The sequence below is a fragment of the Hyphomicrobium sp. MC1 genome (assembly GCF_000253295.1).
Taxonomy (GTDB): domain Bacteria; phylum Pseudomonadota; class Alphaproteobacteria; order Rhizobiales; family Hyphomicrobiaceae; genus Hyphomicrobium_B.
In genome coordinates this window covers 375,472-396,753 of record NC_015717.1, presented here as the reverse complement: position 1 = coordinate 396,753, position 21,282 = coordinate 375,472, and the positions used below count along the sequence as shown (strand labels likewise).

Here is a 21,282-nt window from a genome sequence, read left to right as displayed (position 1 = left end):
TCTCCAGTTGTCTAGCCCAGGCGGAGGCGCCGGTTTCTCAGTGTGCAAACGACTGTTAGCATCGCGCTCTGACTGGCCAAACGGAACCGACCGCACATCCAGCAATGGCATTCGTTCGGGGCAACCCCATGCGCTCCTTTCCTCCTCGCCGGCTTGTATGCCTGACCGAAGAGACTGTCGAAACGCTCTATCTGCTCGGCGAGCAAGACCGCATCGTCGGCGTATCCGGATATGCCGTTCGCCCGCCGGAGGTCCGCCGCGAAAAACCCAGAGTTTCGGCATTTACCTCTGCCGATATCCCAAAGATACTCGCGCTCGAACCCGATCTCATCCTCGCGTTCTCCGACCTTCAGGCCCAGATCGCGGCCGATCTCGCGCGAGCCGGGCAAGAGGTGCACATTTTCAATCAGCGCGACCTCGCGGGGATCTTTGCGATGATCCAGACGCTTGGCGCACTCATCGGTTGCGGAGACAAAGCCGAAGCCCTCGCTACCTCGCTCGCACTACGGATAGAAGCCGTCCGCGCCGAAACAGCGGGACAGAAGCATCGTCCACGCGTCTATTTCGAGGAATGGGACGACCCGCTGATCGCCGGTCTGGGCTGGGTATCCGAACTTATCGAAATCGCAGGTGGCGACGACATCTTTTCCGACCTGCGCCGCAAAGCGGCCGCCAAGGACCGCATCGTATCCGCCGAAACGGTGATCGCCCAAGCGCCCGAGGTCATTCTCGCATCATGGTGCGGTAAGAAGGTACGCCCGGAGACGATCCGCCGCCGTCCGGGCTGGGAAACTATTCCTGCCGTCGTCAACAATCTGGTTTTTGAAATCAAATCGTCGCTAATTTTGCAGCCCGGACCGGCCGCACTCACCGATGGTCTCGATGCCATTCGCGCGGCGGTGCGACAGGCATTAGTCACATTCAAAGATAACTGAGCAAATTCCGCTAAGATGATTTTTATCAGCCCAGGGGAACGGCCGGGAAATCCGGGCGTAGTCTGTTAGGTTGGTGTGGGGGCACCCGAAGTCGAGTTTCAGACTGGTGCCATGTCTAATCGCGTCTACACCTCGCTATTTTATATAGCTCTGATCGTCGGAAGCTCTTGGATAGCAGTAACCGTCGGCGAAGCATTGGCCCGCGAAGCGATGACCAAATTGGCCCTGCTTCCGTCGCGCGATCCGCGCCCCTCGCGCGTTGAAACTTATCTTGCCGAGCAAAAGCAGGCGCCAGAGCCCAAAGCCAGCAGAACGCTGCTGATCCCAACCGCCCCCGCGATGACGGTCGGCGCACTGGCTAAGGCAATGGATGAGTCCGAGCAGATCAACTCAATCGATGTGAGCACCGATGATCCTGTAGCCGATCCGTCGCCGAATACCGCGGCGCCAAAACCGCGCGTAGCAGGCTGGGCGAGACAGGCGCCGAGACGCTCTCCTTCGCTCGCCAAGCACAATGAAACATCGAACCAACTTATTATGCGCACGCTGCGTGCAGATATGTGATTTCCCCGCGCCATACAGGCAAAGGTGGTGGGCACCCGGCGGGGGGGAATGAGGGGGATGGCCGGATGCCCACGCTTCAAGCCTCATTCCGGGGGGAGGACATGAGGTGTACGGAATATATCAGATAATCGAGAGTAAGGTGTTAACAACTGCCGTTTTGTCGAAGAACGATGTTTAAATTGAGCCAGTAATTCGGTCTTTCCGCGTGCCGTATTGCACGAAAGTATGAGCTGATCTGCGTAGGCTGCAATCAAGCATACGCAATTGCGAAACTTCCATTCCGAAAGAATTAACCAAGAGCAAAGGCACGGACCTATAGGCGCCGTGAATAAGCGAATTCCCGCTTCGCCGGCGCGTCAATCACCACGAGAACGCTGAACGGCGTCAAAAGCCTCTGGGTCGATTGATATCGCGGCGATGGGCAGGCGCCCGTTTCGGATCCGGACGGGTCGAAAGCGCCTGCTCCCACGCACGCGCCAAGACATAGAGGAGCACGATCCCAAACGCATAAAGGCTGCCGACAAAAAAGATGACGGACGCTGCATCTTCATCTGGCATTGGGACGGCCTCCAATATCGCGCCCACAGCAACATGGATATTCGGAACGCTACGAACAAGACGGCGATCACATTGCCGCGGACTTTCAAATGCCCGCCCGACATCGCGATCAGTCGTCGACCATCACGACAAAGGGAAGTGCCTTTTACGCATTCCCGTCCGCGAACCAACCGCTGTGGAGATCAATTTGGTCGCCCTTTCTGAGGCAATCCAAATCACGTAGCCTGCGAAGAAGGGAGGGTCTTGCCTATGGATGCAAAGCTTGTCTCGCTCTTCCAGCGCGAAGCCACAGCTCGCTTGAACGCAGCGGAGCATGAACTCGTCGCGTATACCCGCACATGCCGCGGCAAGGTCATTGAGCTACCTGAAATGACCCGGATCAGGCATCTGCGCGACCGTGTCGACCAGGCACGGATTCGGCATCTGCGCTGGACCCGCTATCGTCTGCTCGCGGAATCCGGCGTCAACTGACGATCTGCATTCACATTAGGCAGCTCGCCCCGCATTTTGTCTAAATACTGATCAGGAAATTTGAACGCCTCTGATGTAGATTAGCGACGTGTGCTCACCGATTCGCGTTCCCAAGGGACGACAGGCGTGACACTGGTCTTCATCGTTTTTATTGGCGCTATTTGCGATTATTATTTCGGTGCTATCGGCGCCATCCTCGGCGCTTTGGTCATCATCGCATCGCTTTCCAAAGCCAAGGCGAGCGTTATCTTTCCCTCTCTGTTGCTGATCGCCATATCTTGGGCAGCCGGCACTTTGTTGGCCAACAGCACCGGCGCCATCCTCGGCGTCATCGCCGCGACGGCCTTAGCACTCTGGCTCGAAGCGGGCGGCAAGCTTGCTATTCCCGGCAACCGGCGTCCGCAAATATCTTCTCGAGATAGTGCCGGGTCATGACACGAAGCTCAACAAGCGCGCTCGGCCGAACGCCGTTGCCAATCTCCTTCGTCAGCGCACCTATGGACTTCATGTTCTGTAACAGAACTGCTGCCGCGTCCTCAGCCTGACCCTTGCGAAGCTTTGGACAGCGATTGATGAGCGTCCGCGCAATGCGTTTGCGAAGCTCCCGGCGAAACTCAAGCCGGCGGTCTGACAATTCTGCTCTGCCCTCCAGAAGCGCGACGATGGTTTGCGTCTCCGATCGCAGATCTCCAAGCAGGTCGAGCAACGCGTCGGTCAACTCGGCAACGGAAAGCTCCCCTGCCCGTTGATCGATCGCATCGAAGAACGAACCGGCCCTGTCATGAAACCGTTCGATCAACGCGCTCGCAAGAACGTCCTTGTTGGGAAAAAACCGATAAAGCGACCCGATCTGCGCGCCCGCCCGCGCCGCGACCTCCGCCATCGTCGTGGCGTCATAGCCTTTTTCCGCGATGACAACTGCCGCCGCCTCAAGCAGCGCCGCCACCCGCTCCTGCCCTGGCCGCCGCTGCGGGCTCAAGGCGGTGCGCTCTTGCGTCCCTGTTGACTTACTTGAGGCCATCCTCAACTATCCAGAATAATTTGAGCGATGCCTCAAATATCACGAAACCGTAATCAGGCCAACGGACACCAATGGCCAAGAGCGAAAGGCAGATGCCGATGCTTCAGCTTGACCCCAAAACGACGGCCCTCGTCCTCATCGATCTCCAGATCGGAATTGTAGCGCGCAACGTTGCGCCATACACGGGAGCCGGTGTCGTCAAGCGTGCGTCGGAATTAGCAATGCGATTTCGTTCCGCAGGCGCCCCCGTCGTCCTCGTCAATGTCGCCTTCGCCAAAGATTTCGCCGACGCCGTCCGCGTCCCTGTCGACAGCCCCGTAGCGATCCCTCCGGGCGGATTTCCCGATGACTTCTCAGAACTCGTCCATGGCTTAGCAATGCCGACTGATATTCGCGTCACCAAACACAACTGGGGCGCGTTCTACGGCACGGATCTCGACGTCCAGCTCCGTCGCCGCGGCATCAACACGATCGTCCTCGGCGGCATAGCAACGAACATCGGCGTTGAATCCACTGCGCGCCAAGCCTGGGAACGCAACTATGCCATCGTTCTCGCCGAGGATATTACCGCAAGCTTCTCAGCGGAAATGCACAACTTTGCCGTCGAAATGATTTTCCCTCGGATCAGTCGCGTCACCGAAGCAGCCGATATTGAATTAGGTGGCCAATAACGGTGTCGCCCAATCCGACACGCGCCCCAGACGCGCTCCTGGCCAACCTTACGAAGCCGGTTCAGTGGCTGATCCTCGTCGCTCTATCGTTTGTGGTAACGGCGCTGATCGGTCTGACCGGACTCCCCGCTGCGATCCTTCTCGGCCCAATGATCGCAGCGATCGTCGTCGAAACCAACGGCGGCTCGATCCGGTTGCCGCCCTACGTTAGGCTCATCGCTCAAGCCATCGTCGGCTGCATGCTTGCGAGCACGATCTCTCCCGAAATTATCGCACGGTTTGTGAAGCAATGGCCGCTGTTACTGTCCGTGGTCCTGACAGTGATCCTGGCCACCAGCTTGATCGGCTGGCTGCTCGGCAAATCGCAGATCATGCCCGGCACGACGGCCGTCTGGGGCTTTTCTCCGGGAGCCGCCACCGCCGCAATCTTGATGGCCGGCGCCTATGGAGCCGATGTCCGTCTCGTTGCTTTCATGCAGTATTTGCGCGTGGTCATGGTCGTCGCGGCAGCATCGATCGTCGCGCATATTTGGATCCATGTAACGCCGGAAACCCATTCAAGCGCGTGGTTTCCGCCTATCGATTGGATCGCCTTCGCAGAAACAATCGCTCTCGCAGCCGTCGGCGGCTTAGCTGGTTACCTTTTACGATTTCCGGCGGGCGCCATGCTGCTCCCCATGGCACTCGGTGCTGCGTTGCAGTCGTCGGGCATCATGGAAATCGAGTTGCCCTATTGGTTGCTCGCAATGTCCTACGCCTTTATCGGCTGGATGATCGGCCAAACGTTTTCTCGCGACATCCTTGTTCACGCCTTGAAAAAGCTGCCTCACATTGTTTTGGCTGTACTCGTTCTCATCATATTCTGCGGGGGGCTTGCCGCGATCCTGACCGAACTCCTCGGCGTCGACCCGCTGACGGCCTATCTCGCAACGAGCCCCGGCGGCTTGAACTCTATTGCCGTGATCGCTGCCTCATCGAAAGTCGACATGTCATTCATCATGGCGTTGCAAACGCTGCGCCTCGTGATCGTCATCGCGGTCGGCCCTTCGATCTCGCGCTTCGTTGCGCGACGGTTGGAGCAGACGCTCGATATTGGCACTTTGAAATAGCGCTTCAAAGCGATAGACGGCTGCACATCAGTCGGCCCCAAAACAGCTTCTACCGACGGAGGAATCCCGATGGATTACGTCAAACTTGGCCATACCGGTCTCGATGTGTCGCGCATCTGCCTTGGCTGCATGAGCTATGGCCAATCTAACGATGGCGTCATGAAATGGGCGTGGACGCTCTCGGAAGAGGAGAGCCGGCCCTACATCAAAACAGCGCTCGAAAACGGCATCAATTTCTTCGACACCGCCAACGTTTATACGCACGGCGAAAGCGAACGCGTGTTGGGCCGCGCCATCCGCGATTTCGCCAGGCGTGATGAAGTCGTCATCGCGACGAAAGTGTGCTCGCCGATGCGCGAAGGCCCGAACGGCCGCGGTCTCTCACGTAAAGCGATCTTCGCCGAAATCGACGACAGCCTGACGCGGCTTGGCACGGACTATGTCGATCTCTATATCATCCATCGCTACGACTACGGCACACCACTTGAGGAAACGCTTGAAGCGCTCGATGAAGTCGTGCGCTCCGGCAAAGCGCTCTATCTCGGCGCGTCGTCAATGTTCACTTGGCAATTCATGAAGGCGCTCGGCTTGCAGCGTGCACACGGGTGGGCGCCGTTCGTTTCGATGCAGAACTACTACAATCTTCTCTATCGCGAAGACGAACGGGAAATGCTTCGGCTCTGCCAATCGGAAGGCATCGCCGTGACCCCATGGTCTCCGCTTGCACGCGGACGTCTTGCGCGTCCCTGGCAGGACGAGCCGGAAACGACGCGCGCACAGAACGATCCCTTTGCACAGCGGCTCTACGAGAAATCAAAGAAACTCGACAAGCCAGTCGTCGATCGTGTGGTCGAAGTTGCAAAAGCCCGCGGCGTTCCGCCAGCTCAAGTAGCGCTTGCCTGGATGCTGCATAAACCGGTCGTGACCTCGCCCGTCATCGGTGCGACCAAGCCCTACCAGCTTGATGACGCAATAAAAGCCGTATCTCTGAAGCTCTCGGACAAAGAGATTTCCAAGCTCGAAGAATTGTATGAGCCGCACGCACAAACCGAAGCTTTTGTCTGACATTTACGTTTTGGACTGAAACGTACCCCTAGCTCCTGCGTTCTCATTGCAGGCGTAGTGAGCTTAACGGGGGATGTGATGCAGAAGACGGCCTCGGAAGCGGAAACGCAAACGGGCGACATTATCGAGACGAGTATCCCGCAACGCCTCGATCGCCTGCCGTTCGGACGCTTTCATATCCTCGTCATCGCGGCGCTCGGCATCACATGGATCCTCGACGGCCTTGAGGTAACGATTGTCGGCGCTATCGCCGGCGCACTTAAAGAAAGTCCCGCACTCAAATTCTCCAATACTGATATCGGCCTCGCCAGCAGCGCTTATCTCGCAGGCGCCGTTTTAGGCGCAATCTTTTTCGGCTGGCTGACGGACCGGCTGGGCCGCAAGAAATTGTTCTTCATCACTCTTGCGACATACATGCTAGCAACGTTCGCAACAGCATTTTCATGGAATTTGGCGAGCTTCGCAGCTTTCCGTTTTTTCACTGGCGCGGGTATCGGCGGCGAATATACCGCCGTCAACTCTACGATCCAGGAATTGATTCCCGCCCGCTTCCGCGGCTGGACTGACCTCGCGATCAATGGCAGCTTCTGGCTCGGCGCCGCAATCGGTGCGTTCGGTTCGATTGTGCTTCTGGACACGTCCCTGATCCCAGCCGATCTCGGCTGGCGCCTCGCATTCGCCATTGGCGGCGGCATGAGCGTTGTCATCTTCGCGATGCGCTTCTGGATACCGGAAAGCCCGCGCTGGCTCATCACGCATGGCCGCGCCACCGAAGCCGAAAAAATCGTCAACGGCATCGAAGCGGATTTTGCACGCGAGGGTCACGCCTGGGATCGCACCGGCCTCGCGGCAACGCAATTCAAAACCCGCACCCACACGCCGCTGGCTGAAATTGCTACGGCGATCTTCAAGACCAATCGCGATCGCGCCATCGTCGGCTTTGCTCTGATGGCTGCCCAAGCCTATTTCTACAACGCGATCTTCTTTACCTACGCTCTGGTGCTGTCGTCATTCTACGGCGTCCCGACCGATAAGATCGGTCTCTATATCTTGCCGTTTGCTGCTGGAAATTTCCTAGGACCTTTGTTGATAGGCCGCCTGTTCGACACCTGGGGCCGCCGGCCGATGCTCGTGCTGACCTATAGTCTTTCGGGCATTCTGCTTGCCGGTACGGGATGGCTCTTTGCGGCCGACCTCGTTTCGACGTGGCAACTAACGGCCTGCTGGGTCGTCGTGTTCTTTTTCGGCTCCGCCGCCGCAAGCTCCGCGTATCTGACAGTCAGCGAGTCGTTCCCGCTCGAAGTCCGCGCACTGGCGATTGCCATTTTCTATGCTGTCGGAACGGGCGTCGGCGGCATTGTCGGGCCGTATTTCCTTGGCCATCTGATCGACACCGGTTCGCGCGATAGCGTGCTCATTGGCTACCTCATCGGCGCCGTCCTGATGATGACTGCCGCCGGTGTCGCAGCATTCAAAGCCGTCGCCGCGGAACGCAAACCTCTTGAAGAGGTCGCGCGCCCCTTGTCGGCGACGAATTGATCAATGTGCCGCCGCACCTGCGGCGGGTTTGGCTTTGCGCGCGAAGAGCAATGCAATCGCCGCGATCGACAGCATCACGCCGATGACCGCGAACGTGTCGCTGAATCCCATGATCAGCGACTGCCGCTTGACGATATTGCCCAACGCGACGATCGCCTGGTGCTTCGCCGTCGCGACGTCGGACACGCCATGCGCCATGAAATAATTGGTCATCTCATCGATGCGCTGGCGCACGTTCTCCCGATTGATGTTCACCGACTGTCCGATGATGTTCGAGTGAAACTGCTCACGCTTCGTAATGATCGTCTCCAGCGAGGCGGTACCGACCGCGCCGGCGAGGTTGCGCAGCATATTGAACAACCCTGACGCGTTTGCTGCATCCTTTGGCCCGATCTGTGCCGTCGCGATGGCCGTCAGCGGCGTGAGGATCAAGGCTTGCCCGACCGCACGCACGATATTCGGGACGAACAACTGATCACCGGAATAGTTGAGCGACATCTCGATATTCATGAAGCAGCTCGCAGCAAACAAGGCGATGCCGAGGATTGTGATATAGCGAATGTCGAAACTCTTCATCAGGCGAGGAACGAATGGGATGATCAGAAGCTGCGGCAGGCCCGTCCAGGCCAGAACGTTGCCGATCTGCTCCGAGTTATATCCCTGCACCTGACCGAGATATTGCGGCAGTACATAAACCGTGCCGAACAGCGCAAAGCCGACGAGCATGTTTGCGACCGTTCCTATCGCGAAGTTCCGGTTTTTCAGCAGCTTCAGATCGACGAGCGGTTTCTTCACCACCAGCTCGATCCATACGAACGCCGTCAGGAACACAACGGCTGTGACCGCAAGATTGACGATGAACTGCGACCCGAACCAATCGTCCTTGTTGCCTTCCTCCAGCATCGTCTGCAGCGACGAAAGCCCGATCGCCATCGTCACGATGCCCGCCCAATCGCCTTCCTTGAGCAGCCCAAGCTGCATCTTTTCCTTTTCGAGCGTCGCCAGCAGCGCAACGATCATGATTGCGCTCGGAATGGTGTTGATGAAGAAAATCTTCTGCCAGCCGTAGTTCTCGGTCAGATACCCGCCGATGGTCGGGCCGATGGCCGGCGCAAACGTCACCGCAATCGCAAACAGCGCGAGCCCGATCGGCTGCTGCGGCTTCGGCAGTCGGGTCACCACCATCGTGAAAGCCATAGGAATCAGTACGCCGCCCGCGAAGCCCTGAAGACCACGCATCGCAATCATCTCACCGAGATTATGAGCGAACGCGCATGCCATCGAGAACACGGCAAAGAAGAACGTACTCGCGACGATATATGTCCGGAACGAGAAAACGCGACTGAGATAGCCGGTCAGCGGAATGACGACGATCTCGCCGATGAGATACGACGTCGAAATCCACGCCCCGTTATCAGCACCCGTCCCGATGCCGCCTTCGATGTCGAGCAGCGACGCGTTCGTGATCTGGATGTTCAAGATCGACATAAACGCGCCGATCATGCCCGCGATAACAGCGATCCACGTCGTCAGACTGGCTTTGTCTTCTGAAATCGAAGTCGTCTGACGGGGCAGAGTTGCGCCCGGCCCTGTCGTCTCAGCGATGCTTGCCATGACGGTCTACTCCACAGTGCAGCCGCGCGTCATCACGCGCAGCCGCTGGGCTCACCTGGCTGCAACGGACGCAGCCGTCCCCTCTGTCTTCTTCTTCGTCTCGATGGTCGGATAGACCGACATTCCCGGACGCAACTCGCCTGTCAGCGGGCTATCCGGATCGAGCACAATCTTTACCGGGATACGCTGCACGATCTTCGTGAAGTTGCCCGTCGCATTGTCCGGCGGCAGCAACGCAAACTGCTGACCACTTGCCGGCGCGAGACTATCAACGTGCGCCGGGATCTCGACGCCAGGGAACATGTCGACTTCGACATTCACCGGCTGGCCGGGACGCACATCTTCGAGCTGCGTCTCTTTGTAGTTCGCGACGATGTACGCGGCGTTCAACGGCACGACAGCCATCAGCTGCGTACCCGCCTGCACGTACTGACCGACACGCAATGTGCGATTGCCGACGACGCCGTCTATCGGAGAAACGACCGTCGTGTATGAGAGATTGAGTTCGGCCTGATCCTGCACGGCCTCATCATGCGAAAGCGTAGCTTTCGCTTGCGCAACTTCCGCCTTGAGAATGTCGATCTGCTTCTGCGCATTCGTCAGCGTCGCCGTATCGCGCGCGATAGAAGCACGGGCAGCCGTAATCCGAGCCTCCGCCTGCTGCGCATTCTGGACGCTACCATAGCCTGTCGATGCAAGATGGCTGTAACGCTCGCTGTCCTGTTCCGCGAACGTCTCGTTGGCTTTGTCGACGTCGATCGTTGCCTTGGCGGCGTTGATGACCGACTGCTGGGCATCGAGCGCAGCAACCTTGTTGGCAACAGCAGCCTTCGCCGCCTGAACGTCGGCCTTCGCCTGCTCCAACGCGACCTTGAAATCACGATAATCGATGCGCGCCAGAACCTGACCGACCTTCACGCGCTCGTTGTCATTGACAAGAACCTGCGTGAGGTAGCCTGAGACGCGCGGCGCTATGGTTGTATTATCCGCCTGGACATAGGCGTCGTCGGTCGAGACTTCGAAGCGCCAGACGTTCCAATACTCCCAGCCGAGATAACCGGCAGCAGCGAAGGCAACGAGGCTAGCACCAGCAATGAGCACGCGTTTCAGCCCTTTGCGGGGAACAGGCTCAGCCGCCGAGTCTGCCCCCTGCGACTGCGGGGGAGCGACATCTGGCTCGTCGGTAGCGCGACCATGCGGCGCGATCTCGGCCGGTGCCGCACGCTGCTGGACCGTTATTGGACGCTCCACGTAAGGTACTGTTTCGTCTTCAGAAATTGATCTATCTGGCGTCAGAGCATTCGGATGAAGACTCATGGCCGGCTCCTGTACAAATGTCGGACTTAGCGCCCCAAGAATTTTTTTTTAGAAACTTGCTGTTTTCCAAAATAGGAACCATTATCTCTGTGTCAAGTGAATTTGGAAAATGATCATGGGACAAAATAGTGCGGTTCAGAAACGGTGCCGCGGGCGGCCTCAGGTCCGGCCGGACTCGGAGACGCTTCATCTTCTGGTCGAAGCCGCCACCGCTGAATTTCAAGCCAATGGCTTTGCGGCGACCACAATGGGTAACGTCGCGCAGAGAGCTGGCATATCGACCAAGACGATGTACCGTCTGATCCCTTGCAAAGCCGATCTATTCGAGAAGGTGATTTCCGAGCGGATTGGCAACTTCATGCTGGCCGTCGATCCTGTCAGCCTTGACAAGTTGGACCTGACGGAAGCGCTCGAACGTATTCTCATTTCATTCGGCACGCTGACGCTGAGCAGGGAGACCATAGGCCTTCTCCGCCTCGTTATCGGCGAAAGCGACCGCTTTCCCGAACTCGCGGCTGCCTTTCACGAGATCGCCGTGACCCAAACCACAAACGCCATCGCCGGATGGCTCGAACGCCAGCGTCAACGCGGTTTACTCAAAATTGACGATCCCATCAGATCTGCCTCCGCAATCCGCGGCATGATGACAATGGATCTTCAGCGTTCGGCTATGCTCGGTGTCGGCCACGTGCCTGAACCCGACGAAATCGAGGCCCGCGCGAAGTTCTGCGCGCATCTATTCCTCGACGGCTGTCGAGCCTGAGCAAAACCACGATAGCCGCTGATAACCTCTGCCATCTGCATCGTGCGTTTCGGCAATTTTAGGACTTCCCTTCGGCGTCCAGATGGGGCAACGAGCCATGTATAGCGCCGTTGCGAATGCTCATTCTCTACGGCCATGATGTCCTGCCGGCACTGCTTCGAGGAGAGTCATGACCGACAGCCCAGCCGGCACGCAACAGCCCGACCCTGCAACGACCCCACGCCGCGCGACACCCGCCTGGGTCTTTACGACCTTGCGCGTGCTGGCGGTTGCCATCGCGATTTACATCGCGTGGTACGTCGCCGGGCATTGGGATCGCTGGACCGGAGCCGCGCGCTTCGAAACGACCGATGACGCATTCATTTCAGGCGACGTCACGCCGCTTGCGGCGAAGGTGTCCGGCTATATCAAATCGGTCGCCGTCAACGATTTCCAGTTGGTGAAAAAAGGACAGCTCATCGTCGAGATTGATCCCGCCGACTACAACGCCGCCCTGGTACAGGCACAGGCCAACATCAGCGCCGCCCAGGCAAACCTCACCAATCTCGCCAACCAGAAAGATGTGCAGCGTGCGTTGGTCCGCCAGGCCGAAGCGACCATCGACGCCACCAACGCCGACCTCGATCGCTACAATCTGGAATCCGAACGTCAGCGCAACCTGCTGAAATCCGGCGTCGCCGGCACGCCGCAAGGCGTCGAACAGGCCGACGACAATGCCAAGCGGACAGCTGCTCAGCTTGAACTCAATAAGGCGCAGCTCACCCAGCAAAAGGCCATTCTCGCAAGCCTCGACGTCGAGCAGGTCCAGCTCGAAGCGCAAGTCCGCGCCGCCAAGGCTCAGGCCGCCCTCGCCCAGAACAACGTCGGCTATACCCGTATCGTTTCGCCCGTGAACGGTTTGGTCGGCCAGCGTCTTGTACGACCTGGCCAGTTCGTCAACATCGGCACCCAAGTCATTGCAGTCGTCACACTTCCGGAAATCTGGGTCATCGCGAACTACAAAGAAACGCAGATGACCAATATCCGTCTCGGTCAGCCTGCGACCGTCCACGTCGACGCCTTTCCCGATTTGAAATTGACGGGTCACGTTGACAGCTGGTCGCCCGGTACGGGCAGCACATTCGCGCTCCTTCCGCCCGATAACGCAACCGGCAACTTCACCAAGGTCGTGCAGCGCGTTCCGGTCAAGATCGTGCTTGACCATCATCCGGCTCTTGGCACGCTGGTGCGCCCTGGAATGTCAGTTGAAGCCACGATTGATACCGGCGCCGCACCGCCGGAGTCCGCAGCAAGCCCAACGGCCGGCACACCGAACATTCCGTCGGGCTCCGGCAAATGAGCGCCGCTGCCGCGACAGCTCCCGCCCCATCCCCCGCAGCCGCGAGCGGCGCGGTGCAAACCACGCAGCAGACCCACAAGATTTCGTCGCGTCCCTATATCGGGCTGGTCGGCGTCCTGCTCGGCGCTACGATGAGCACGCTCGGCAGCCGCACGACGACGTTTGGCCTCGCCGATCTGCGCGGTGGCTTGCACGCCGGCTTCGATGAAGGCGCCTGGATCACCACTAGCTTCGGCGTCGGACAAATGTTGATCGGCGTCGCCTCGCCTTACCTTGGCGCCATCTTCGGTGTTCGCCGCATCCTGCTGATGGGCATCATCGTCTTCTTCATGACGAGCCTGCTCGGACCGCTATCGCCGAACCTCACCGCCTTTCTCGTCATGCAGTTTCTCGGCGGCATCGGCTCGGGAACGTTCATTCCGCTGACGGTCAGCTACATCCTTCGCAATATTCCGAAGGGCCTCGTCATCTATGGCATCTCGATCTATGCCATGAATTCGGAGTTGTCGCAGAACGTCGCCGCCTCACTTGAAGGCTGGTACACCGACAATCTGTCTTGGCATTGGATCGACTGGCAGTACTGCATCGCGCTGCCCATCATGTATTTATGCATTTGGTACGGCATGCCGGTCGAAGGCGGCCTAAGCCGCCGACTGCGCGATCTCGACTGGCCTGGGATATTTTATGCCGGCGCTGGCTTCGGCCTTCTCTACGCCGCGCTCGACCAGGGCAATCGCCTTGACTGGCTGAACAGTGGCCTGATCGTCGGACTGCTCGTCGGCGGCGGACTGCTGACGGCGCTATTCATCGCCCGCGAACTGATATCGCCCAGCCCGTTCGTCAACATCCGGGTCATCGCCCATGAAAACCTGATCCCGCTGCTGCTCCTGCTCGCCGGCTTCCGGTTCATCATTCTGTCGACCGCCTACATCATCCCGAGCTACCTGCAGACGGTGCAAAACTTCCGCGAATTGCAGGTTGGGTCGGTGCTCCTGTGGATCGCGTTACCGCAATTCGCGATCGTCCTGCCGCTCGGCTACATCCTGAACCGCGTCGATGGCCGCTACGTGCTCGCGCTTGGCAACTTGATGATCGGCATCGCATGTCTGATGGGAACCAACCTGACGAGCGAGTGGGCGACCAATGATTTCCTGCCGTCGCAAATTCTGCAGGCGCTTGGACAGTCGTTCGCGCTGACGAGCCTAATCGTTCTCGTCATCAAATCGATCTCGCCCGCGGACGCGCTGACGATCGGCAGCCTCTTGCAGATGAGCCGATTGTTCGGCGGTGAAATCGGCACGTCTTTCATGCAAACGTTCGTGCGCGTCAGAGAACAGGTTCATTCGAACCTGATCGGACTTCATGTCGACGCTTCATCCGTCATGACGGTGGACCGGCTGACGACGTACCAGAACGCTCTGGGCGCGCACTCCGCTGATCACGCCGTCACAGCCGGACGAGCGACAAAACTGCTCGGCTCGGCCGTCGCTCAGCAGGCCGCTGTTTATTCTTATATTGACGGCTTCCTTGCCGCGGCAGTCGGCTCGGCGATCTGTCTGCTTCTCGTGGCAACGGTCCAGAAGCCGAAAAACCCGGCGTTCTGATCCAAGCGGTCATCTGCGCGCTTTTGATCGCTTCGACTACTGCAGCCGTTCGCCGTCGTACTCTCTGAACCGAGAGATCGCGTGAACTTTCAGTCGATCCGGATCGAACTGGCCAGCCTTTGCCAAGGTAATGACAGCTTTGGCAACACGAGCCCGCCCCTCTTCGTCCGAGGGTGTAATACCGAGCTCTCGGCAAGCGATATCGAACGTCATCTGAAGAATATCGACTTGCGCGCTATCGAAGCCTCCGAAGGTACCTTTCATGTGCGCTCAATCACTAAAAACAGGCGGGAGCACACGTACCTCTCTCAGCCATCGGCGCCCGGGCGATAAGCCGATGATCGTCAGAGCATACTCGAGGTTTGCTTTGCGACCTAATGCCTTTTCGACATTCAATACAGCCCCCGGTTGATATTACCGTGAACACACTTGGGACCGTGCTTGCTATCGGCGATACGCGAATGCTACAGACGATCTACTTTGAGTCCTCGGGCGCACAACAACATCAATCTCTTAGCGTCCCGAGTGCTCCCAAATGCTGTGCGTTACTTCCAGGCTTCTCCAGGTTTTCGAGCGCCGCGATGAAACTCTCGTCGCCAGAGCCGCGATAGACCGTTGAAAGACAACATGACCAAATCCAACATCAAAATTCATCACGGCGATCTTCCTGCCGGATTGTCGTTTCCCAACGGCGTCGCCATCGACACCGAAACGCTCGGACTTAATCCGCATCGCGACAGGCTGTGCCTCGTGCAGCTATCAAGCGGCGACGGGGCGGCGCATCTCGTCAAGTTCGACGGCAGAAACTACGATGCGCCGCGTTTGAAGGCGCTGCTGACGGATCCGGCGATCGTGAAAATCTTTCATTTCGCCCGCTTCGACATCGCGGTGATGAAGCAATATCTGGGCGTCGAAACGGCCCCGCTCTACTGCACTAAGATCGCCTCCAAACTGGCGCGCACTTACACCGACCGCCACGGTCTGAAAGACCTTGTCGGCGAGCTGCTCGGAATTGAAATCTCCAAACAGCAGCAAAGCAGCGACTGGGGCGCCCCCGAACTGTCGGAAAGCCAGATGGCCTACGCCGCCAATGACGTGCTGCACCTTCATGCGCTCAAGTCGAAGCTCGACACGATGCTCGCACGCGAAGGCCGCGCCGAGTTTGCGCAATCAGCCTTCGGCTTCCTGCCGACACGCGCCCGGCTCGATCTTGCCGGCTTCGAGGACGACGACATATTCGCTCACTAAAGCCGGGAAAAATCGCCTCAGGCGACAAGGTCCCAAAGTCTCCCCATTTTAAGGCGAGATTACCGGACCTAAGGGGGGCAATGGCATGGCCAGCATGGCTGCCGCTGAAACTTCAAGCGTCGCGCACGGACGGTCACGCGCATCGGGCAGCCGAATCGTCATCGCCGGCGATCGCACCCAAAGCCGCACGGCTGCACACCGCCATTCCCGCCGTGTGCGATTTCTGAAAATCGGACTACCGCTCACCGCCATCGCAACGGTCGGGCTCGCGGCATTGAACATCCTTGAAAACATGGGGGTCGGACCGACGCTGCCACCCATCGAGGTTCCGAAAATCATTGCCGACAACCTGAAGATGCACAACCCGCATTATCAGGGCTTCAATTCGGACGGCGGCCACTATTGGGTGAAAGCCGAAACGGCGCAGCAGGATCTCAAAACGATGACGGCCGTTCATCTCGACCATATAACGGGCGAGCTGACCGACGCCAAAAAACAGAAGACCTACCTCACCGCTGCACGCGGCATCTTCGACAACAAGTCGAACATCCTCGAACTGTTCGACGCGATCAACGTGACCGGCGACGGCGGCCTCAATGCCAAACTCACGCGCGCGACGATTCAGACCAAAGAAAACATCATCACGTCGAACGAACCCTCGACGATCGTCATGGGCGCCGGTCAAATCACGTCCAATCAGCTGAAGATCCGCCAGAAGACGAAGGAATATACCTTCCTCGACAACGTGCGGACCCACATGCAGCCCAAGAAGACGGCCGCCTCCGCTGACAATCAGCAGGACCAGAATGCGCTGCCGTTCGGCAAGCCCGGACAACCCGTCGATGTCGCATCGAACCGCCTCGATATCGACGACATCAAGAAAACCGCGACCTACACCGGCGGCGTCGTCGCGAACCAGGCCGGCGCAACAATGACAGCGCCCGAAATGGTCGTCAGCTATCAAGGCTCGGTCGCGCCGGCCGGCAAAGGCGACGACAAGACCAAGGCGCAGACGGCGAACGCATCGGACCCGTCTGGAACCCAGGTCAAGCTGATCGTCGCGAAAGATTCGGTCGTTCTGAAGCAGCCGAACGGCCAGACCGCAACCAGCGACCAGGCAACATTTGACACGCTGGCCCATACCGCCGTTCTCGAAGGCAACGTTGTCCTCACCCAAGGCGACGACCGGCGTGCCGTCGGCGACCGCGTCGATTACGATGAGACCGCCCAGACGATGACGCTGACCGGCCCCGTTGTGGTGACCCAGGGCGCGAACATGCTCAAAGGCCGGCGCCTCATCTACAATCGCGGCACGCAAAAGATGCAGCTTTCGTCTCCCGCGAACCTCATGGGAAGTTCTTCGCCGGGACGGATCACGGCGCATTTCGTCAAAGACCCTGCGAAGGCGTCGGCGGCGAAATCTGATAACGACAATGAAAACAGCGACGGCATCGCGTTTGGTGCCGCCTTCAAGGCCGACCCGAACTCACCTTATGATGTCGTGGCCGACCGTCTCGACGTCGACGACAACGCCAAGAAGGCAATTTTCATAGGGAATGTCTCAGCCGTTCAAGGCACCATGACGATGCGCTCGCAGGAGCTTACGGCATTTTATACCGGCAGCGCCGGAATGGGCGACAGCAACGACGGCAAGGCATCCAGCACAGCCGCCTCTCTCACCCACCTGACCGCGCGCAAGAAGGTCGTCGTCACCGCCAAGGATGGCCAGACGGCGACCGGCGACTGGGCCGAAGTGGATGTGAAGAAAAATTTGACGACGATGGGCGGTGCTGTCGTGCTAACGCAAGGCAAGAACATTGTTCACGGGACCAAGCTCGTGATCGACATGACAACCGGCGAAGCCACGATCAAAACTGAGCCGACGGCGACAAGCAGCGGAGCGATGGTCAGCAGCAGCGATGGCCAAGGCGGTGGTCCGGTGTTCAAGGCCGACCGGCCGAGTGCGGTCTTTTATCCCGGCCAGCTCCGAAAATCGAAAATTCAAGCTGACGGTTGGCAGGTCCGTACGTCGCCTTGACCGCGCCGCAGAGTTGGCCTGAGTTCGGGCGTCAAGGGAGCTTGCCGGACAGCGGCAAGGTATTTGGTGTTTAAGGCTCTACCCATCCGCCTGAAAAAGAACCGTGAGGCGCCGAATGGATCGGCCGCTTACAGCAACGGCGTGGCCCACGCCGCGCCGGCTGCGGAAGATCCCCACGCCATCGGTGCCGACGGCTGGCTGACGGCCTACGACGTTAAGAAATCCTATCGCAAGCGGATGGTCGTCAAAGGCGTCAACCTCGCGGTCGGACGCGGCGAATCCGTCGGCCTGCTAGGTCCCAACGGCGCCGGCAAAACGACAGTTTTCTATATGATTACGGGTCTCGTCGCCGCCGACGAGGGACGCATCACGCTCGACGGCGAAGACGTGACGAGTCTCCCGATGTATCAGCGCGCGCGCCTCGGTGTCGGCTACCTGCCGCAGGAAGCTTCGATCTTTCGAGGGCTGACCGTCGAGCAGAACATCATGTCCGTGCTCGAACTGATCGAGCCCGACCGCAAGGCGCGCAAAGAACAGCTCGACAGCTTGCTAGAAGAATTTTCAATCACACGGCTCAGAAAATCGGCAGCGATGGCGCTCTCGGGCGGCGAACGCCGGCGGTGTGAAATCGCCCGCGCACTCGCATCGCGCCCGTCATTCATGTTGCTGGACGAACCATTTGCCGGCATCGACCCAATCGCCGTCGGCGACATTCAGCAGCTGGTTCGCCACTTGACCGAACGCGGTATTGGTGTGTTGATCACAGACCATAACGTTCGTGAAACATTAAGTCTTATCGATCGCGCATATATCATCTACGACGGTCAGGTTCTGACGCAGGGCAAACCTTCGGAAATCATATCGAATGAAGATGTGCGGCGAGTTTATCTTGGCGATATGTTCGTTAATACCGGTTGAGTATAGGTCGCTCCGGAATTCTAAGTACGGAGTAGCTAAATAGCGTGGCACTTTCAGCAAAATTGGAGCTGAGACAAGGCCAGCAGCTGGTCATGACGCCACAGCTGCAGCAGGCCATACGCCTGCTCCAGCTCTCGAACCTCGAATTGACAGAGTTTGTCGATGGCGAGCTTGAGCGCAATCCTCTACTCGAACGCGACGAAACCGGCGGCTCCAAGCCCGTCGAAGAACCTTTGAACGAACGCCAGGACGACCGTGCCAGCAGCACAGACGAAAGCTGGCTCGACCTGCGAGAGCCGGTCCGCGATCACACCGGCGGCCTCGACGTCGATTTTGGAAACGTTTTCCAGGAACCGGGAACGGGCGAGCCGGGCTCCGCAGCGGGCGCAGCATCCGGGCTGAGCTGGGCCAACGTCTCGCAGCGAATGCACAATGGCGGCGACGGCGAAAGTGACCTGGAGGAATTTGTCGCGAACCAGGTTTCGCTGCGGGAACATCTGGCCGCGCAACTGCCGCTGACAGTGTCCGATCCCGGTGAACGGCTGATCGGCCAGTACCTCGTCGATCTGGTCGATGAAGCGGGTTACATCCCGGCCAATCTGGACGCGATCTCGGAGCGGCTCGGTGCCCCGCTGGAATTCATCGAAAGCGTCCTCGCCAAGCTACAATCATTTGATCCACCGGGAATTTTCGCCCGTTCATTGGCGGAATGCCTGGCGCTCCAGCTCAAGGACCAAAATCGCTACGATCCGCTGATGGCGGGCCTGCTGGCCCACCTCGACCTACTTGCCAGCCGCAACATACCGGCGCTGAAAAAGGCGCTCGGCATCGACATGGACGAGCTGGCCGACATGATCCGCGAGATCAAGCGGCTCAATCCCAAGCCCGGTCTGAAATTCGGCTCGGTGCAGGTCCAGCCCATCGTCCCGGACGTCATCGTCCGAGCGGCATCGGACGGCGGCTGGCACGTCGAGCTGAATAGTGACACTCTGCCGCGGGTTCTGGTCAATCGCACCTATTACGCGCGGGTCGCTCGTACGGCGACCTCCGAAAAGGACAAGACCTACCTGTTCGACTGCCTGCAAACGGCCAACTGGCTGGTGAAGAGCCTCGATCAGCGAGCCCGGACCATTCTGAAGGTCGCCGAACAGATCGTCCGCCAGCAGGACGCCTTTTTCATGTACGGCGTGCAGCACCTGCGCCCACTCAATCTCAAGGTGATCGCCGACGCCATTTCGATGCACGAGTCGACGGTCTCCCGGGTAACGTCAAACAAGTATATTTCGACGCCGAGGGGCATTTTCGAGCTTAAGTATTTCTTTACCTCGGCGATCGCGTCCGCCGCAGACGGCGAAGCCCATTCGTCCGAAGCGGTCCGCCACCGCATCAAGCAGCTTATCGATGCCGAAAGCGCAGAAGACGTCCTATCCGACGATCAGCTCGTAGACCGCCTGAAAGGCGAGGGCATCGACATCGCTCGCCGCACGGTCGCCAAATACCGGGAAGCCATGCGCATTCCCTCATCCGTTCAACGCCGTCGCGATAAGAGATTGGTGGAACGTTTGGGTGGCATGGCTTGAACTCCATGGCCTTAACTTAATGAACAACCTATATTTTCTCGTTTCACTTAATTGCCCAAGCGTGATTTGACAGGGGAACTTGCCCAGCCTATCGCTATTAACAGGTACGTCCCGTCAGAAGTGGCGGTCACACTTTCCTCACGGACGTCCCGATAGGTGGCTCGCAACCTCTGAGCAGACATTGCTCGGTCCCGAGGCACGCACTTTGGCAGTGCAGAACAGGCATCTATATGACCATCCAAATCACCGGTAAGAACGTTGAAGTTGGCGACGCCTTCAAAAGCTATGCGGCCGACAAAATCCGCGCCGTGCTGCAGAAATACCTTGCGCGCGAAGTCGATGGACACATCCGGCTGGAACGCGAGCGCGAGGTCTTCAAGACCACTTGCTCCGTGCGCCTGACGAACGGCCTCCTGCTCGAAGCCCATGGTGAAGGCGCCGATGCCTATAGCAGCGCCGATTCCGCTGCCCACCGGCTCGAAACGCGCGTGCGCCGCTACAAGGGCCGCATCAAAAACCATTCATCCGCTACTGCCCGGCGCAAAGTCGATATCGAGGCCCGCGACTACGTCGTGAGCCTGAACGATCACGACGAGCCCGAGCAGGACGAGGCGAATCCGCTTATTATCGCCGAAGGACAGCGCAATATTAGCCATATGACGGTCAGCGAAGCCGTCCTGCAGCTCGATTTGTCGGAAGCGTCGTTCATGATTTTCAAGAACGCCGCCCACGGAGGGCTCAATGTCGTCTACCGGCGCAATGATGGGCACATCGGGTGGATCGACGCCGATCTTCCCATGGGGGCAAAACCGAACGGCGCATCGGCGCCGAAGCACGTGGAATAAGCGTAGGCTTAACTTTGCATGACTGTGGACACCGCCCGTCATCCGGCGCGGCAAGCCACAATGGCGGCCATTTCATCGTGGAT

General features: G+C 58.7%; 21 protein-coding genes. 16 read left to right on the top strand and 5 right to left on the bottom strand.

Features of this window, described 5'->3' with window-relative positions; genetic code table 11:
* Positions 1-128 precede the first annotated feature (128 nt).
* On the top strand, positions 129-935 hold the full coding sequence (locus HYPMC_RS01790; protein WP_024275286.1) for a cobalamin-binding protein: 807 nt from the start codon (positions 129-131) through the stop codon (positions 933-935).
* Between the two features lie 75 nt (positions 936-1,010).
* The gene (locus tag HYPMC_RS01785) at positions 1,011-1,499 is read left to right on the top strand and encodes a hypothetical protein (RefSeq protein WP_013946044.1); all 489 of its coding nucleotides are present in this window, start codon (positions 1,011-1,013) and stop codon (positions 1,497-1,499) included.
* Between the two features lie 384 nt (positions 1,500-1,883).
* On the opposite strand, the gene HYPMC_RS24040 is transcribed toward HYPMC_RS01785, so the two are convergent.
* A complete protein-coding gene (locus HYPMC_RS24040) occupies positions 1,884-2,057 on the bottom strand; it encodes a hypothetical protein (RefSeq protein ID WP_013946043.1) in 174 nt (57 codons plus the stop codon).
* Between the two features lie 249 nt (positions 2,058-2,306).
* Between HYPMC_RS24040 and HYPMC_RS01780 the strand changes: the two genes are divergently transcribed.
* Together HYPMC_RS01780 and HYPMC_RS24035 are read left to right on the top strand one after the other, a co-directional pair.
* On the top strand, positions 2,307-2,528 hold the full coding sequence (locus tag HYPMC_RS01780) for a hypothetical protein (protein ID WP_013946042.1): 222 nt from the start codon (positions 2,307-2,309) through the stop codon (positions 2,526-2,528).
* 126 nt (positions 2,529-2,654) lie between these two features.
* Complete coding sequence (locus HYPMC_RS24035) at positions 2,655-2,963, top strand: hypothetical protein (RefSeq protein ID WP_013946041.1); 309 nt, start codon at positions 2,655-2,657, stop codon at positions 2,961-2,963.
* Here the strand turns inward: HYPMC_RS24035 and HYPMC_RS01770 are convergent.
* On the bottom strand, positions 2,908-3,549 hold the full coding sequence (locus tag HYPMC_RS01770) for a TetR/AcrR family transcriptional regulator (protein WP_013946040.1): 642 nt from the start codon (positions 3,547-3,549) through the stop codon (positions 2,908-2,910). The genes HYPMC_RS24035 and HYPMC_RS01770 overlap by 56 nt on opposite strands.
* Positions 3,550-3,647: 98 nt before the next feature.
* Here HYPMC_RS01770 and HYPMC_RS01765 point away from each other — a divergent pair, with 98 nt between their 5' ends.
* The 4 genes from HYPMC_RS01765 (at position 3,648) to HYPMC_RS01750 (ending at position 7,933) form a co-directional block, all read left to right on the top strand.
* A complete protein-coding gene (locus tag HYPMC_RS01765; protein WP_041300605.1) occupies positions 3,648-4,220 on the top strand; it encodes a hydrolase in 573 nt (190 codons plus the stop codon).
* A gap of 2 nt (positions 4,221-4,222) precedes the next feature.
* The gene (locus tag HYPMC_RS01760) at positions 4,223-5,329 is read left to right on the top strand and encodes an AbrB family transcriptional regulator (protein WP_013946038.1); all 1,107 of its coding nucleotides are present in this window, start codon (positions 4,223-4,225) and stop codon (positions 5,327-5,329) included.
* A gap of 69 nt (positions 5,330-5,398) precedes the next feature.
* Positions 5,399-6,394 carry an aldo/keto reductase gene (locus HYPMC_RS01755; protein ID WP_013946037.1) on the top strand — a complete coding sequence of 332 codons (996 nt, stop codon included), beginning with the start codon at positions 5,399-5,401 and terminating at the stop codon, positions 6,392-6,394.
* A 57-nt stretch (positions 6,395-6,451) separates the two neighbouring features.
* Positions 6,452-7,933, top strand: a complete 1,482-nt coding sequence (locus tag HYPMC_RS01750) for an MFS transporter (RefSeq protein ID WP_371199571.1) — start codon at positions 6,452-6,454, stop codon at positions 7,931-7,933.
* Here the strand turns inward: HYPMC_RS01750 and HYPMC_RS01745 are convergent, their stop codons facing one another.
* Positions 7,934-9,547, bottom strand: a complete 1,614-nt coding sequence (locus HYPMC_RS01745; protein ID WP_013946035.1) for a DHA2 family efflux MFS transporter permease subunit — start codon at positions 9,545-9,547, stop codon at positions 7,934-7,936. It lies immediately after the preceding gene.
* A 51-nt stretch (positions 9,548-9,598) separates the two neighbouring features.
* A complete protein-coding gene (locus HYPMC_RS01740; RefSeq protein ID WP_013946033.1) occupies positions 9,599-10,864 on the bottom strand; it encodes an HlyD family secretion protein in 1,266 nt (421 codons plus the stop codon).
* A gap of 115 nt (positions 10,865-10,979) precedes the next feature.
* Between HYPMC_RS01740 and HYPMC_RS01735 the strand changes: the two genes are divergently transcribed.
* The 3 genes from HYPMC_RS01735 to HYPMC_RS01725 all read left to right on the top strand — a co-directional run bounded on the left by HYPMC_RS01735 (position 10,980) and on the right by HYPMC_RS01725 (position 14,570).
* The gene (locus HYPMC_RS01735) at positions 10,980-11,627 is read left to right on the top strand and encodes a TetR/AcrR family transcriptional regulator (protein ID WP_013946031.1); all 648 of its coding nucleotides are present in this window, start codon (positions 10,980-10,982) and stop codon (positions 11,625-11,627) included.
* Positions 11,628-11,796: 169 nt separating this feature from the next.
* Positions 11,797-12,966 carry an HlyD family secretion protein gene (locus tag HYPMC_RS01730; RefSeq protein ID WP_013946030.1) on the top strand — a complete coding sequence of 390 codons (1,170 nt, stop codon included), beginning with the start codon at positions 11,797-11,799 and terminating at the stop codon, positions 12,964-12,966.
* Positions 12,963-14,570 carry an MFS transporter gene (locus HYPMC_RS01725; protein WP_013946029.1) on the top strand — a complete coding sequence of 536 codons (1,608 nt, stop codon included), beginning with the start codon at positions 12,963-12,965 and terminating at the stop codon, positions 14,568-14,570. Before HYPMC_RS01730 ends, HYPMC_RS01725 begins: the two co-directional genes overlap by 4 nt.
* A 36-nt stretch (positions 14,571-14,606) precedes the next feature.
* Here the strand turns inward: HYPMC_RS01725 and HYPMC_RS01720 are convergent, their stop codons facing one another.
* Positions 14,607-14,834, bottom strand: coding sequence for a hypothetical protein (locus HYPMC_RS01720; RefSeq protein ID WP_013946028.1), 228 nt, complete (start codon positions 14,832-14,834; stop codon positions 14,607-14,609).
* 363 nt (positions 14,835-15,197) lie between these two features.
* Here HYPMC_RS01720 and HYPMC_RS01715 point away from each other — a divergent pair, with 363 nt between their 5' ends.
* From HYPMC_RS01715 to hpf, 5 genes are all read left to right on the top strand, one after another.
* Positions 15,198-15,818, top strand: a complete 621-nt coding sequence (locus HYPMC_RS01715; protein WP_013946026.1) for a ribonuclease D — start codon at positions 15,198-15,200, stop codon at positions 15,816-15,818.
* An 85-nt stretch (positions 15,819-15,903) separates the two neighbouring features.
* Entirely contained in the window at positions 15,904-17,856 is a 1,953-nt protein-coding gene (lptC, locus tag HYPMC_RS01710; RefSeq protein WP_013946025.1) for an LPS export ABC transporter periplasmic protein LptC, read from the top strand.
* Positions 17,857-17,946: 90 nt separating this feature from the next.
* The gene (gene lptB / locus HYPMC_RS01705; protein ID WP_371199588.1) at positions 17,947-18,774 is read left to right on the top strand and encodes an LPS export ABC transporter ATP-binding protein; all 828 of its coding nucleotides are present in this window, start codon (positions 17,947-17,949) and stop codon (positions 18,772-18,774) included.
* Between the two features lie 44 nt (positions 18,775-18,818).
* Entirely contained in the window at positions 18,819-20,354 is a 1,536-nt protein-coding gene (gene rpoN / locus HYPMC_RS01700) for an RNA polymerase factor sigma-54 (protein ID WP_013946023.1), read from the top strand.
* A gap of 230 nt (positions 20,355-20,584) precedes the next feature.
* Positions 20,585-21,199: a ribosome hibernation-promoting factor, HPF/YfiA family gene (gene hpf / locus HYPMC_RS01695; protein ID WP_013946022.1), complete on the top strand. Its 615-nt coding sequence runs from the start codon at positions 20,585-20,587 to the stop codon at positions 21,197-21,199.
* Positions 21,200-21,282: the final 83 nt, after the last annotated feature.